The 14,279-nt window shown below is 65.1% G+C and carries 14 protein-coding genes; 8 read left to right on the plus strand and 6 right to left on the minus strand.

The window, feature by feature from the left end:
* The first annotated feature begins 57 nt into the window (after positions 1-57).
* Positions 58-1,272, plus strand: coding sequence for an acyl-CoA dehydrogenase (locus FVF75_RS05750; protein ID WP_148376992.1), 1,215 nt, complete (start codon positions 58-60; stop codon positions 1,270-1,272).
* A 10-nt stretch (positions 1,273-1,282) separates the two neighbouring features.
* Here the strand turns inward: FVF75_RS05750 and FVF75_RS05755 are convergent, their stop codons facing one another.
* The 6 genes from FVF75_RS05755 to FVF75_RS05780 all read right to left on the minus strand — a co-directional run bounded on the left by FVF75_RS05755 (position 1,283) and on the right by FVF75_RS05780 (position 7,120).
* Positions 1,283-2,497, minus strand: coding sequence for an aminopeptidase (locus tag FVF75_RS05755; protein ID WP_148376993.1), 1,215 nt, complete (start codon positions 2,495-2,497; stop codon positions 1,283-1,285).
* Complete coding sequence (deoD, locus tag FVF75_RS05760) at positions 2,494-3,210, minus strand: purine-nucleoside phosphorylase (protein ID WP_148376994.1); 717 nt, start codon at positions 3,208-3,210, stop codon at positions 2,494-2,496. Before deoD ends, FVF75_RS05755 begins: the two co-directional genes overlap by 4 nt.
* Before the next feature lie 63 nt (positions 3,211-3,273).
* The gene (locus tag FVF75_RS05765) at positions 3,274-3,597 is read right to left on the minus strand and encodes an H-NS histone family protein (protein ID WP_148376995.1); all 324 of its coding nucleotides are present in this window, start codon (positions 3,595-3,597) and stop codon (positions 3,274-3,276) included.
* 218 nt (positions 3,598-3,815) lie between these two features.
* The gene (locus tag FVF75_RS05770; RefSeq protein WP_425463221.1) at positions 3,816-5,822 is read right to left on the minus strand and encodes a methylmalonyl-CoA mutase family protein; all 2,007 of its coding nucleotides are present in this window, start codon (positions 5,820-5,822) and stop codon (positions 3,816-3,818) included.
* Positions 5,823-5,941: 119 nt separating this feature from the next.
* A complete protein-coding gene (locus FVF75_RS05775; protein WP_148376996.1) occupies positions 5,942-6,541 on the minus strand; it encodes a hypothetical protein in 600 nt (199 codons plus the stop codon).
* Positions 6,542-6,775: 234 nt separating this feature from the next.
* Positions 6,776-7,120, minus strand: a complete 345-nt coding sequence (locus FVF75_RS05780) for a hypothetical protein (protein ID WP_148376997.1) — start codon at positions 7,118-7,120, stop codon at positions 6,776-6,778.
* A 135-nt stretch (positions 7,121-7,255) separates the two neighbouring features.
* Here FVF75_RS05780 and FVF75_RS05785 point away from each other — a divergent pair, with 135 nt between their 5' ends.
* From FVF75_RS05785 to FVF75_RS05815, 7 genes are all read left to right on the plus strand, one after another.
* Complete coding sequence (locus tag FVF75_RS05785; RefSeq protein WP_148376998.1) at positions 7,256-8,683, plus strand: 1-acyl-sn-glycerol-3-phosphate acyltransferase; 1,428 nt, start codon at positions 7,256-7,258, stop codon at positions 8,681-8,683.
* Between the two features lie 117 nt (positions 8,684-8,800).
* On the plus strand, positions 8,801-10,084 hold the full coding sequence (gene ccrA, locus FVF75_RS05790; RefSeq protein ID WP_148376999.1) for a crotonyl-CoA carboxylase/reductase: 1,284 nt from the start codon (positions 8,801-8,803) through the stop codon (positions 10,082-10,084).
* A gap of 282 nt (positions 10,085-10,366) precedes the next feature.
* On the plus strand, positions 10,367-10,594 hold the full coding sequence (locus FVF75_RS05795; protein ID WP_148377000.1) for a hypothetical protein: 228 nt from the start codon (positions 10,367-10,369) through the stop codon (positions 10,592-10,594).
* Positions 10,539-11,252, plus strand: coding sequence for a helix-turn-helix transcriptional regulator (locus tag FVF75_RS05800; RefSeq protein WP_148377001.1), 714 nt, complete (start codon positions 10,539-10,541; stop codon positions 11,250-11,252). The genes FVF75_RS05795 and FVF75_RS05800 overlap by 56 nt, the downstream gene beginning before the upstream one ends.
* A gap of 97 nt (positions 11,253-11,349) precedes the next feature.
* Entirely contained in the window at positions 11,350-11,982 is a 633-nt protein-coding gene (locus FVF75_RS05805; RefSeq protein ID WP_148377002.1) for an acyl-homoserine-lactone synthase, read from the plus strand.
* Positions 11,983-12,023: 41 nt separating this feature from the next.
* Positions 12,024-13,556, plus strand: coding sequence for an ATP-dependent DNA helicase (locus FVF75_RS05810; RefSeq protein WP_148377003.1), 1,533 nt, complete (start codon positions 12,024-12,026; stop codon positions 13,554-13,556).
* Positions 13,546-14,277 carry an SDR family oxidoreductase gene (locus FVF75_RS05815; RefSeq protein ID WP_148377004.1) on the plus strand — a complete coding sequence of 244 codons (732 nt, stop codon included), beginning with the start codon at positions 13,546-13,548 and terminating at the stop codon, positions 14,275-14,277. The genes FVF75_RS05810 and FVF75_RS05815 overlap by 11 nt, the downstream gene beginning before the upstream one ends.
* Positions 14,278-14,279 lie beyond the last annotated feature (2 nt).

Below are 14,279 nucleotides of genomic sequence, written 5' to 3' on the forward strand. Positions count from 1 at the left end.
GTTGCGCCGCGTGCGGTGGCGTCGCAAAACGGGCGGGATATTTTTCGGAGTTGCACGATGACCTCAGACCTGCCCGCACAAAGCCGCCCCGAGCTTTCCGCCTTCGACTGGGAGGACGCGCTGCGCCTCGACGAGCAGTTGACCGAGGATGAGCGCATGATCCGCGCCTCCGCTCGCGCCTACGCGCAGGAAAACCTGGCCCCCCGCGTGACCGAAGCCTACGAGACCGAACAGACCGACCCTGCGATCTTTCGCGAGATGGGCGAAATGGGGCTTCTGGGCATCACCATTCCCGAGGAATACGGCGGCCTGGGGGGTGGTTATGTCAGCTATGGCCTGGTGGCGCGCGAGGTCGAGCGGGTGGACAGTGGCTATCGCTCGATGATGTCGGTGCAAAGCTCGCTGGTGATGTATCCGATCTACGCCTACGGCTCCGAAGAACAGCGCCGCAAGTATCTGCCGGGGCTGGCTTCGGGTGAATTGATCGGCTGTTTCGGCCTGACCGAACCCGATGCGGGCTCTGACCCCGGCGCGATGAAGACCCGGGCGGAAAAGACCGACGCGGGCTATCGCCTGACCGGCTCGAAGATGTGGATCTCGAACGCCCCGATTGCCGATGTTTTCGTCGTCTGGGCCAAATCCGCCGCCCACGGCGGCAAGATCCGGGGCTTCGTGCTGGACAAGGGCCTGCCCGGCCTCTCGGCGCCGAAAATCCGCCATAAGCTCAGCCTGCGCGCCTCGATCACCGGCGAGATCGTCATGGACGGGGTCGAAGTGGGCGAGGATGCCCTTCTGCCGAATGTCGAAGGGCTGAAAGGTCCGTTCGGCTGCCTCAACCGCGCACGCTACGGCATTTCCTGGGGCGTCATGGGTGCTGCCGAAGCCTGCTGGCACGCGGCCCGGCAATACGGGCTCGACCGGCATCAGTTCGGCAGGCCGCTGGCCCAGACCCAGCTTTTCCAGAAGAAGCTGGCCGATATGCAGACCGAGATTTCGCTGGGGCTTCAGGCCTCGCTTCGGGTCGGGCGGCTGATGGACGAAGGCCGCGCCGCGCCCGAGATGATCTCGCTCATCAAGCGCAACAACTGCGGCAAGGCGCTCGACACGGCGCGCGCGGCGCGCGACATGCATGGCGGCAACGGAATATCCGCCGAATTCCAGGTGATGCGCCACATGGTCAACCTCGAAACGGTGAACACCTACGAGGGCACGCATGACGTGCACGCCCTGATCCTGGGCCGCGCGCAGACCGGGTTGCAGGCGTTTTTCTGACGCGCGGCGCTCAGATCACGAATTCGCCCTTTTCCATGATCGGATGGCGGTTGCCATCGCTGGCGATACCGGTCACCGACAACTCCGGCCCGCCGATCATGCAATCCATGTGGATCGTGCTTTCGTTGGCGCCCGCGGCCTCGCGGTCGGCGCCCGGGGCCAGGTTCATCGAATAGGAATTGCCGAACGCGATGTGGCAGGCGGCGTTTTCGTCAAACAGCGTGTTGAAATACAGCACGTCCGAGCGCGCGATGGGCGAGCTTTCCGGCACCAGCGCCACTTCGCCCAGCCGCGATGCCCCCTCGTCCGAGGTGAAATAGGTCTGCGCCACCGCCTCGCCCTTGTCGGCGGTGATCTTGACTGCCTTGCCGCCCGCGAACTCGACCACCAGCCCCTCGACGATGGTGCCGTTGATCACGGCGGGCTTGGTGAACACCGCCCGGCCCTCGGCGCGGCCCCTGTCGGGCATGGTGAAGACTTCCTCGGTCGGCAGGTTCGGCGCATAGCCGGTGCCATCCGCAAGCCGCAGCCCGCCCCCGGCCCAGACATGCCCCTTGGCCAGCCCCAGCGTCAGATCGGTGCCGCCGCCCTCGAAATGCAGCGCCGAAAAGGCGCGCTCGGTCAGGTATTCGCGCCGCTTGGCCAGCGTGTCGAACACCGTCTGCCAGGCCGCGACCGGGTCGTCGTGGTCGAGCCGGAGCGCCCGGAACACATGGCCCCACAACGTCTCGACCGCCTCGGCCACCGGCAGATCGGGATAGACCTGTTTCGCCCAGCCCTCGGTGACGAAGGGCACGATGTTCCAGTTGGTCAGGCCCGAGGTCACCACCTCCATGAACGGCTTGGCCGCGACGCTCTGGGCGGCGTTGGCGCGGGCGACCTTGCCGGGGTCCTGCTCGGCCAACAGCCCCGGCGTGCCCCCGGCAATCGCCAGACGCGCGGACCCGTTGCGCATCGCGCCCGCCATCGCCTCGAACAGCCAGCCCGGCGCGGTCTCGATGGCGTCCTCCGATCCGTGCGTGAACCGCGCCAGCGTGATCGCGTCGTCGGCGAAAAAGACCTGCACATTCGATGCCCCCGCGCCGTAGGCCTCGCGGGTGATCCGCCGCACCAGGTCCGCCGCGCCGATATCGGCGGTGATCAGCAGTTCCTGCCCCGGTTTGACTTGCAGGCCAAAGCCCACGCACAGCCGCGCCAACCGGTCGAGATTGTCGTCAAAGCTCATCCTTCACCCCCGTCGAAAGCGGCGGCCAGCGCGATCTCGATCATGTCGCCAAAGCTTTTCTCGCGCTGATCCGATGGAAGCGCCTCATGCGTGATCAGGTGGTCGGACACCGTCAGCACCGCCAGCGCGCGCACCTTGTGGCGCGCGGCGAGGTTGTAAAGCTCGGCGGCTTCCATCTCGACCGCCAGCACCCCGTGGCGCGTCATCTGCTCGTTGAGGTCGGGGCGTTCGTCATAGAACACGTCCGAGGAATAGATCGTGCCGACATGGGTCGCGATGCCCTTGGCCCTGGCCGCCCGGTGCGCCGCCGTAAGCAGGCCGAAATCGGCGGGTGGGGCAAAGTTGAACTCGCGGAAGATGCCCGAGGACGGGGTTGCGATCGAACTGGCGCTCATCGCCAGCACCACGTCGCGGATCGCCATCCCCTCCTGCATCGCCCCACAGGAGCCGACCCGGATCAGCGTTTTCGCGCCGTAGTCGCGGATCAGTTCGTTGGCATAGATCGACAGGCTGGGCATACCCATGCCCGAGCCTTGTATCGTCACCCGGTGGCCCTGCCAGGTGCCGGTAAAGCCCAGCATCCCCCGGACCTCGTTGACCAGTTTCGCATCGGTCAGGAAGGTCTCGGCGGCCCATTTCGCGCGATACGGGTCGCCCGGCATGAGCACGGTTTCGGCGATCTCGCCGGCGGCTGCACCTATGTGAATCGTCATGGTAACCCCCTCTCGGTTTCGGCGATCTTAACCGCCGTGGGCCGAGAGGGAACCCGTGACCGCCTAGATTTCGATATCGCTCAGCGATCCGCCGCTGGCCAGATGCGCCTCGACCCATTTCGGTTTGCGCCCGCGCCCGGTCCAGGTCTGCGCGGCATCGGCCGGGTTGCGGTATTTCGGTGCGACCTTCTTGCGCGCGTCCGGCTTGGCCGGCTTGGCGGCGGCGGTCTTGGGCTGCGCCACCTCTTTCAGTTGCGCCAGTGAAAAGCCGAACTCCCGCGCGGCCTTTTCGGCGGCGGCAAGAGCGGCCTTCTTTTCGGTCTCTTCGACCTTTTCCAGCGCCTTGTCGACGTCGCGGCGGAGTTTTTCCAGCTCCTTTCGGGTCATGCCCCGAAGATTAATCTTTTTCATTTCATTCCTCGATACAAATCCACCGACAGGCAGATTGCCTGTCGGGCAAACCCGGAAACGTCCGATGATCGCGAAATGCGCAAATCCGACGGAAATCCGAACTTGTCGCCTGTTACAAAACAAATCCGGTCAGGAAAAGCATTAATTCGGAGTTATTCATTGAATTGATGACCGGCTCGCGAAAGGTTATACACCTATTGCGCCGCGCGCACCCTCGGGTCGGCAAGCGATACGATATCATCCATGATGGTGTTCAATTGGAAATCCTTAGGCGTATAGACCTTGGCCACGCCCATCGCGCGGAGCCGCTTGGCGTCGTCTTCGGGAATAATCCCGCCCGCCACGACCGGCACATCGCCAAGCCCTGCGGCGCGCATCCGCTCCATCAATTCCTCGATCAAGGGAACATGGCTGCCCGACAGGATCGAAAGCCCGACCACATGCGCACCATCCTTTAGCGCCGAGGCGACGATTTCCTCGGGTGTCAGCCGAATACCCTCGTAGGTAATATCCATGCCGCAATCGCGCGCCCTTGCGGCGATCTGTTCGGCCCCGTTGGAATGCCCGTCCAATCCTGGTTTTCCCACCACGAATTTCAAACGCCGCCCCAGGGCATCGGACACCGCATCGACACGCGCGCGAATTTCGTCAAGCCCCTCGGTCCGGTTCGAGGGGTTTTTCGAAACGCCGGTGGGGCCGCGATATTGCCCGAATACCGCGCGCACCGCGTCGCCCCATTCCCCTGTCGTCGCGCCCGCCTTTGCCGCGGCAATAGACGCGGGCATGATATTCGCCCCCGATTTCGCCGCCGCGCGCAATTCGGTCAGCGCCTTTTCCACCGCTGCACTGTCACGGGCAGCGCGCCACGCCTGCAAGCGCGCGATCTGGTCGGCCTCGGCTTCCGGGTCGGCCAGCATGATCGCCTCCGGCCCCGAGGTCAGCGGCGAGGGCGCGTGTTCGGTCCAGCGGTTCACGCCGACCACCACGGTCTCGCCCGCCTCGATGCGCGCGATCCGTTCGGCGTTGCTTTCGACCAGCCGCGCCTTCATGTAGTCGATCGCCTCCATCGCCCCGCCCATCGCGTCGATCTGGGCCAGTTCGGCACGCGCGCCGTCCTTCAATTCCTCGACTTTCCGGGTCACCACCGGGTTGCCGTCGAACAGGTCGCCGTATTCCAGAAGGTCGGTCTCATAGGCCAGGATCTGCTGCATCCGCAGCGACCATTGCTGATCCCAGGGACGCGGCAGGCCCAGCGCCTCGTTCCAGGCGGGCAGCTGCACCGCCCGGGCGCGGGCGTTTTTCGACAGCGTCACCGCCAGCGTTTCCAGCAAAATGCGATAGACGTTGTTTTCCGGCTGCTGCTCGGTCAGCCCCAGCGAATTGACCTGAACGCCATAGCGGAAACGGCGGAATTTCTCTTCCTCGACGCCATAGCGGTCGCGCGTGATCTCGTCCCACAACTCGACGAAGGCGCGCATCTTGCACATTTCGGTGACGAAACGGATACCGGCATTCACGAAGAATGAAATCCGCCCGACCATTTCCGGAAACTGCGCCTCTGGCACCTTGCCGCGCAGATCGTCCAGCACCGCCGTCGCCGTTGCCAGCGCAAAGGCCAGTTCCTCCTCGGGCGTCGCCCCCGCCTCCTGCAAATGGTAGGAACAGATATTCATCGGGTTCCACTTCGGCAGATGCTCGCGGGTATAGGCGGCGACATCCGTGATCATCCGCAGGCTGGGCTTGGGCGGACACACATAGGTGCCGCGCGACAGGTATTCCTTGATCAGGTCGTTCTGCACCGTGCCTTGCAGCGCGGCGACATCCGCGCCCTGTTCCTCGGCCACCGCGATATAAAGCGCCAAGAGCCACGGCGCGGTCGCGTTGATCGTCATCGAGGTGTTCATCTGGTCTAGCGGAATCTGGTCGAACAGCATCCGCATGTCGCCCAGATGCGCCACCGGCACGCCCACCTTGCCGACCTCGCCGCGCGCCAGCTTGTGGTCGCTGTCATATCCCGTCTGGGTCGGCAGATCGAATGCCACCGACAGCCCGGTCTGCCCCTTGGCGAGGTTGCCGCGATAGAGCGCATTCGACGCGCTGGCAGTCGAATGCCCGGCATAGGTGCGAAACAGCCAGGGCCTGTCCGGCTGGCGGTCGGGGGGCGGGGTCTCGGTCGTTTGCATCGCTGACTCGCGGTTCATGTTGCGCTGCAGCATTGATGCCTCAAGCAATAAAGTTACTCAACCCCAGAATTTGAAGGAAGATCATTGCGCGGCAAAATCGCGCAATGATCCGTTCCACGTCCCCCGATGCCAAGGACTCAGTCGATCAGCAGATCGAGTTGGCGGAACGTGTAGCTTTCCATCGCGCAGACATCGAGACCGAACCGCTCGATCTCGGCGATGTTGTCCTCGAACACCGCCTTGAAATCGTAAAGACAGGCGCCGCTGCCGTCGTTGAAATCGACGGTCAGGTAATTGTCCGAGTTCAGCACCTGGTCGCCCAGAATATCCGCACCCCAGGTCGTCATGTCCTGGCTCGAGCTATAGAAATAGATCATCGTCAGGCCGGTGTCGTTGTAGATATTCACCACCCGGTCCGGGCCGGGCGAAACCGGCGGTGCGGCTGCCGCGTCGCCGGGCGTGGTGTAGCGGAAGTTGAACCCATCGGCCTGGCAGACGTCGACGCTGCGTTGTTCGGCATAGGATCCGTCTTCGAATTCGGCCCGCAGATCGTAAAAGCAAAATGCGCTGCCGTCGCTGAACCTGATCGTCTCGTAATACCCCGACTGGATCACCCGGTTGCCCAGGCGATCATCGCCCCAGTCATCGCTGGCGACGGGCGACGCATAGAAATACTGCATCGTCACGCCGGTGTTGTTGTGGATATCATAATCCTTGTCGGCCGCAGTCGCGGTCATGGCGCCAAGGAAAACCACGCCCAGGAATGAGGCCACCGACACGCGCGCCAAAGACGCCAGCCCCGTTGAGAAACGACGTTCCATACCACCCCCCCTTTTGTTCGATAATTCGCCGAGTATAGCGCAAATCGGGGGTTTTTGGGCAGAAAACCGACGGTACAAAAAACCGAAAACCGCCCGGCGCCAACGTGGTGGAGCCGGGCGGCATTGCCGTGTGACGTCGGAATTTCGGTCTTACGGGTTGAAGGTGAACGTGTCGAGTTCGCAGATATTGCGGCCCCAGACTTCAACCTCGTCACCGTCGTCGAACACCGCCTTGAAGTCGAAGATGCAATAGCCGGTGCCATCGTTCATGTTGATATTGATCGAATATCCAGAGGGCAGCACGTTGTTGCCCAGGATATCCTCTTGCCAGGTCGATGCATCGCGATGCGAGGCATAGAATGCCACCATCGTGTAGCCGGTGTTGTTGACAACCTTGACCCACCGTTCCAACGCCATGGCGCTGGTTGTGCTGGCCAGTAGCCCGGCGGCGACCACCGCCGCCGTGGCAAATCCCTTAGCGAAATGAAATCCCATTTTCCTCTCCTGACTAGAAAACAATAGCGCGCAGATTAGCGAGAACCGGTCGGCCTTCAATCTGAATTTCAGGCAAACCGCAGAAAATGCGCGCTTTTTCTGGACGGAGGGGCCTTGCTGCGGCTAACTGCGGGCATGACCCGCACGGTGGAACTGCCTCTCTGGGCGCTTTTGCTCATCCTCGCCTTCGCGGCTGTGACGTTTGCGTCGCACTTCCTGTTTCCCTCGGTGCGCTGGTTTTTCCGCAAGCGGCTGGAGCGCGCGGTGGTCCGGCTCAACGCCCGCCTGACCCGCCCGATCGAGCCGTTCAAGCTGGCCCGCCGCCACGACATGATCCAGCGGCTGATCTACGACCCCAAGGTCGCCGAGGCCATCGCAGAGCATGCCCGCGACGAAGGCGTGCCCGAACAGGTCGCCTTCGAGACCGCCCGCCGTTACGCCCGCGAGATCGTGCCGCGCTTTTCGGCCTTTGCCTATTTCGGCTTTGCGATCCGGGTGGCGCGGCTGATCTCCAAGGCGTTCTATCGCGTGCGCCTTGGTGCCTTCGACGAGGCCGGGCTTGAGGCGATCGACCCCGACGCCACCGTGGTGTTCGTGATGAACCACCGCTCGAACATGGATTACGTGCTGGTCACATGGCTGGCCGCCGAACGCTCGCACCTGTCCTATGCGGTGGGGGAATGGGCGCGGCGCTGGCCGCTTCGGGGGCTGATCCGGGCGATGGGCGCCTATTTCATCCGCCGCCGCAGCCGCAACGCGCTCTATCGCCGGGTTCTGGCGCGCTATGTCCAGATGGCGACGGCGGGGGGCGTGACCCAGGCGATGTTTCCCGAGGGCGGGCTGTCGCTCAACGGCGCGGTCGGGCCGCCGCGCATGGGTCTTCTGAACTACATGGTCGAGGGCTATGACCCCGAGCGCACCCGCGACGTGGTGTTCGTGCCGGTCGCGCTGAACTACGACCGGGTGATCGAGGACCGCGTGCTGGTCGCCGCCGACATCTCGGGCGAGCGCAAGTTCCGCCTGCGTGCCAGCGACGCCGCCCGCCACGTCGGCAGGCACCTGTGGCAGCGCATCACCGGCCGCTTCTACCGCTTCGGCTATGCCAGCGTCAGTTTCGGCAAGCCGCTGTCGCTGGCCGCCTTTCTTGCCGACCACCCGGACGCCGAAGAAACCCCGACCCATCAGCTTGCCGAGACCCTGATGGCGCGGGTGCGTGCCGTGGTGCCGGTGCTTCCGGTGCCGGTGGTGGCCGCGATCATGCTGGAAGGCGACGATCAGAGCCGCGCTGCGGTTCGCGAGCGATTCGTCGCCCTGGTCGAGGACATGACAGCGCGCGGCGCGCATGTTCACATGCCGCGCGGCGATCTCGATTATGCCGTCGAGGTCGGTCTGCGCCTGCTTGCGTTGCGCGGCATCCTCATCGACCAGAATGGCCGCTACCGTGTGAACCCGCCCGACCGGCCGCTTTTGACCTACTATGCCAATTCCATCGGCCACCTGTCGCCGGCGATTCCCGAGCTTGAGGGACATATCGCGCCTGACGCATCATCAACTGCGACATAATATTACAATTATACCCCCAAACGTGGTTGCAATCTTGCGGGCGCGTCCTTAATGCTGCATTAGCAGCCGCGGTTCTGCATTGCGGCACAAACACCACCGACGATCAAGGAGGCCAGCATGGCTCTCGACGAAAGCGCAGGCATTGCAAGCTACGACGCCCCCAAGAAAGACCTCTACGAGGTCGGCGAAATGCCCCCGATGGGCCATGTCCCGAAACAGATGTATGCCTGGACCATCCGCCGCGAACGGCACGGCGAGCCGGACAAGTCCTTCGAAACCGAGATCGTCGACACGCCGAAGCTCGACAGCCACGAGGTGCTGGTGCTGGTGATGGCGGCAGGGGTGAACTACAACGGTGTATGGGCCGGCCTCGGCATCCCGATCAGCCCGTTCGACGTGCACAAGGCCGACTACCACATCGCCGGATCGGACGCGTCGGGCATCATCTGGGCGGTCGGCGACCGGGTCAAGCGCTGGAAGGTCGGCGACGAGGTGGTGATCCACTGCAACCAGGACGACGGCGACGACGAGGAATGCAACGGCGGCGACCCGATGTTCTCGCCCAGCCAGCGCATCTGGGGCTACGAGACGCCGAACGGCTCGTTCGCGCAGTTCACCAACGTGCAGGCCCAGCAACTCATGCCGCGCCCCAGGCACCTGACCTGGGAGGAATCGGCCTGCTACACCCTGACGCTGGCCACCGCCTACCGGATGCTGTTCGGCCATCACCCGCATGAGCTCAAGCCCGGCCAGAATGTGCTTGTCTGGGGCGCCTCCGGCGGGCTTGGCAGTTTCGCCATCCAGCTTATCAACACAGCAGGCGCCAATGCCATCGGGGTGATCTCCGACGAGGGCAAACGCGACTTCGTGATGAGCCTCGGCGCCAAGGGGGTCATCAACCGAAAGGACTTCGACTGCTGGGGCCAACTGCCCACCGTCAATACGCCCGAATACAAGGCCTGGTTCACCGAGGCACGCAAGTTCGGCAAGGCGATCTGGGACATCACCGGCAAGGGCGTCAACGTCGACATGGTGTTCGAACATCCCGGCGAGGCGACCTTCCCGGTCTCGAGCTTCGTGGTCAAGAAAGGCGGCATGGTGGTGTTCTGCGCCGGCACCTCGGGCTTCAACCTGACGATGGACGCGCGCTATGTCTGGATGCACCAGAAACGCATCCAGGGCTCGCATTTCGCGCATCTGAAACAGGCCGCCGCCGCCAACAAGCTGATGCTGGAGCGCCGGCTGGACCCGTCGATGTCCGAGGTCTTTCCCTGGGACGAGATCCCGCTGGCGCACATGAAGATGCTGCGCAACGAGCACAAGCCCGGCAACATGGCGGTGCTGGTGCAGGCGCCCACCACCGGGCTGCGCACCCTCGAGGACGCGCTCGAAGCCCGCTGAGCGCCTGAATGGCCGCGACCGAGACCCTTCGCCAACGCGAAGGGTCTCTTTTTGTTCACGGTCTTGACGCATTTTTAACGCGTTCACCCGTAGGTTGTTCCTGCATCGTTCCGATGCGCGAATCACTGTCGACGGCCGCCGGGATGGCCAGCGTTGAATACTGCGGTTTCAGGGGGTTGAATCCCCACATCCCGCCGGAAATGGGGAGTTCATATGCGCGAATGTCGGGAAAATGACACACATGCTAGGGTTGTGAGCAGCCTCGGAAACAGGGAACTTTACATGCCGAACGATTGGATCATTGATGTGCTTGCCGACCTCAAGGCGTTTGCGACCCTGAACGGGATGGAGGCGACGGCGGCGCAGATCGAAGACGCAAGTCTCGTCGCGCTGGCCGAATTGTCCTCGACCCCCTCGCATCGCCTGGGCGGCGGGGATCTGATGGCGGGCGGGCATGGGCAACAGACTGGAACGCTTACTCGACTCCGTGCAGGCCGCAACCACGCTTGAGGATTTCCAGACCGCCACCGAGAAAACCCGCGCGCTCTATCGCGTGCGCCATGTCGTCTATCACTGGGTCAATTCCGAGGGCGAGCGTTTCGGCGCCGGCACCTATCCCGACGCCTGGGTCGACCGCTACCTGGCGCAGGACTACCTGCGCATGGACCCGGTCATCTTCGGCTGCTTCCAGCGGTTCACCCCGGCCAACTGGAAAGACCTCGACTGGTCCTCGAAACCCGCCCGCGTGATGCTGCACGACGCGCTGGACCACGGGCTTGGCAACCAGGGCTATTCGGTGCCGGTGCGCGGCCCCAACGGCCAATTCGCGCTGTTCACCCTGAACCACGAGGCCGAGGATGACGTCTGGGCCGGGTTCATCGCCAGAAACGGCCGCGACCTGATGATCCTGGCGCATGAGTTCAACCGCAAGGCGCTGGAATTTGAACTGGGCGAGGCGGCGCAGACGGTGCCCAGCCTCAGCCCCCGCGAACTGGCCGCGATGCGCGCGCTGGCGATGGGCAAAAGCCGCGCCCAGGCCGCCGCCGACCTGTCGATCTCCGAACATACCTTGCGGGTCTATATCGAAAGCGCGCGCCACAAGCTGGGCGCGCTCAACACCACACACGCGGTCGCCCGCGCGCTGTCGAGCGGCCTCATCATCGTGTGATCTTCACCCTTCGTTAACCCCACCGCGCGCCCCGGCGCGGGCTTGTTAACCCCTTTCCCCCATCCTGCCCGGCAAGACCCAGACAGGATGAGACCCCATGCTCCGCTATCTCCACGCCGCCGACCTTGCCCGCCACCCGCGCCTTGCCCACAGCATGTTCACCGATCGCGCCGACCAGTTTGCCCGGCGCCTCGGCTGGGACGTGTCGGTCAGCGACAGCGGCGAGGAGCGCGACGCCTACGACGCGCAAAACCCGCTCTATGCGATCTGGGAACTGCCCGACGGCAGGCACGGCGGCTCGATGCGTTTCCTGCCGACCACCGGGCGCACCATGGTCAACGATCATTTCGCCTTTCTCAACGACGGCCACCCGATCGAAAGCCCGTTCATCTGGGAATGCACCCGCTTTTGCATCTCGCCCCGCGCCGACCACCGCGCCGCCCCGGCGCTGGCCCTGGCGGCGGGCGAATTGATGGAGGCCCACAGCCTCACCCAGTTCGTCGCCGTGTTCGACGCCCGGATGGAACGCATCTACCGCCGCATGGGCCTGACCCCCGAAGTCCTCGGCCGCCGGGGCACCGGCAGCGCCGCCATCGGCGTCGGCCTCTGGTCGATGGACGCCGCCGCCTTCGCCCCGACGCTGGCCCGTGTCGGCATCAGCCGCGCCACCTCGCGCCGCTGGCTGGCCGCCTCGCTGTCGCCCCTGCATGATCTGGCGATCCCCGCCTGATCCGTCTGGCCGCTGCCCGGCGGCTGGGGTAGTCTTGGCCCATGTCCCTGCCCAAGCTGACCTTTTCCGACGACCAGGCCGAGGCCCACGACCGCCTGGCCGAGCTCCTGCGCGGGGCCGGCGTCGATATCGACGCGGCCACCACCACGCCCCGCGCCAAGGGCAAATCGCGCGTCATGGCGGTGATCGGCAAGGCCGGGTCGGGCAAGACGCTGCTGCTGGCCGAGTTGACCCGCGCGGTCGAGGAGGCCGGGGTCGATATCGTCTCGGGCGATTGGGAGGGCAAGCGGCGGCGCGACCGGCGCACGCTGTCGGTGCTGGCGCCCACCAACAAGGCCGCGTCCGTGCTGCGCGCGCGCGGCGTGCCGGCGACCACCATCCACCGCATCCTCTACACCCCGGTCTATGCCCCGGAATACGAGGCCATCGCCGAATGGCTGGCCGGGCAGGGCGAGCGGCCCGAGGTCGAGGGGCTGACCGACATCGCGCTCGACCGGGCCCATGCCTTCTACCAGGCGCAGAAATCCATCCCCGGCGCGCTGGCCGCGGCGGGCTTGCGCGGGTCGGATTTCATCACCGGCTGGAAGCGGCGCGACGACCCGCTTGATATCGGCTTTGTCGATGAAAGCTCGATGCTCGACGAAAAGCAGTTCGAGGACCTGGCCGAGATCTTCGACACCCTCGTGCTGTTCGGCGACCCGGCGCAACTTGCCCCGGTCGGCCAGTCCGGCGAAATGGTGTTCGACCGGTTCGGCGATGCCAAGAAATGCGTGCTGCACCGCGTCCACCGGCAGGAAACCGACAACCCGATCCTCGACCTGGCGCATGCGCTGGGCGACGAGGCGCTGACCTTCGAGGCGTTCGAGCGGATGATCGAGGACGCCGCCCGGCGCGATGACCGCGTGGTGGTGGCGCCACGGGTGAACGCCGACCTGATGGCACGCTCGCCGGTGCTGGTCTGGCGCAACAAGACCCGCATCCGCCTGATCCAGGCCTTCCGCGCCTCGCATGCTGCGCCGCCCGACCGGCTGGTGCCGGGCGAGCCGCTGATCTGCGACGGGATCGAGCTGCCCCTGAAACACCGCAAGCGCCGGATCGAGCTTGAGGCCAAGGGGCTGATCAAGGGCGCGCAGGTGGTGTTTCTGGGCGACGGCAAGAAGCCCGGCTTCTCGCGCCTGCATGTCTTTGGCGCGGACGATCCGCAAGTCTCCGTCGCCTCGATCATCAAGATCGAACTGCCGGGCGAGGAAGAACCCTTCATCCCCTTCGCCGCCAAGATGGGGGCTGCGTTCCTGCACGGGGCGGCGGTGACGATCCACAAGGCGCAGGGCAGCCAGTGGCCCGAGGTGCAGGTCTTCGCGCCCGACCTCTGGGCCGCCGCGCGCGCCGGGCGCATCGAGGCCGGCCTGCCGCTGTGGAAGCGGCTGGCCTATGTGGCGATCACCCGCGCCGAAACGCGGCTGCACTGGGTCACGCGCTATGCCCTGGCGCGGCCGACCCGCGAACTTCGCACCGACGACCTGGCCGCCGCGCCCGCGCCCCTGAAACTCGAGGCCGAAGACGATGTCGCCTAGCATCCTGGTCACCGGCCCAAGCTCCGGCATCGGCCGCGCCTGTGCCGAGGCGTTTCTCGACGCCGGCTGGCAGGTCGGCCTTTTCGCCCGCCGCCAGGCGGCGCTGGACGAGGTGGCGAAGGGGCGCGACAACGCCATCGTCCTGCAAGGCGACGTGACCCGGCCCGAGGATGCGGCGCGCGCTGTATCCGGGCTGGTTGCGGCCGCAGGGCGGCTTGACGTGCTCTTCAACAACGCCGGCATCTTCACCCCCGCCGCCCCGATCGACGAGGTGCCGCTGGACGACTGGCAGCGCGCGCTCGATGTGAACCTGACCGGCATGTTCCTGATGGCCCGCGCCGCCTTCGGCCAGATGCGACGGCAGGTGCCGCAGGGCGGGCGGATCATCAACAACGGCTCGATCTCGGCACATGCGCCCCGGCCCGGATCGGTCACCTACACCACCACCAAGCACGCCATCACCGGGCTGACCAAGACCCTCAGCCTTGACGGGCGCAACTTCGGCATCGCCTGCGGCCAGATCGACATCGGCAACGCCCGCACCGATCTTCTGGCAGGCGTGGTGGAACAGGCCGTGGCGGCGGGCGAGGCGCCACCGCCAAGCATGGACGTGGCCGAGGTGGCGCGCGCGGTCGTGCAGATGGCCAGCCTGCCGCCCGAGGCGAACGTGCAGTTCATGACGCTGATGGCGACGACGATGCCCTATATCGGGCGCGGCTGACC

The sequence above is a fragment of the Maritimibacter fusiformis genome (assembly GCF_008086115.1).
Lineage (GTDB): Bacteria > Pseudomonadota > Alphaproteobacteria > Rhodobacterales > Rhodobacteraceae > Muriiphilus > Muriiphilus fusiformis.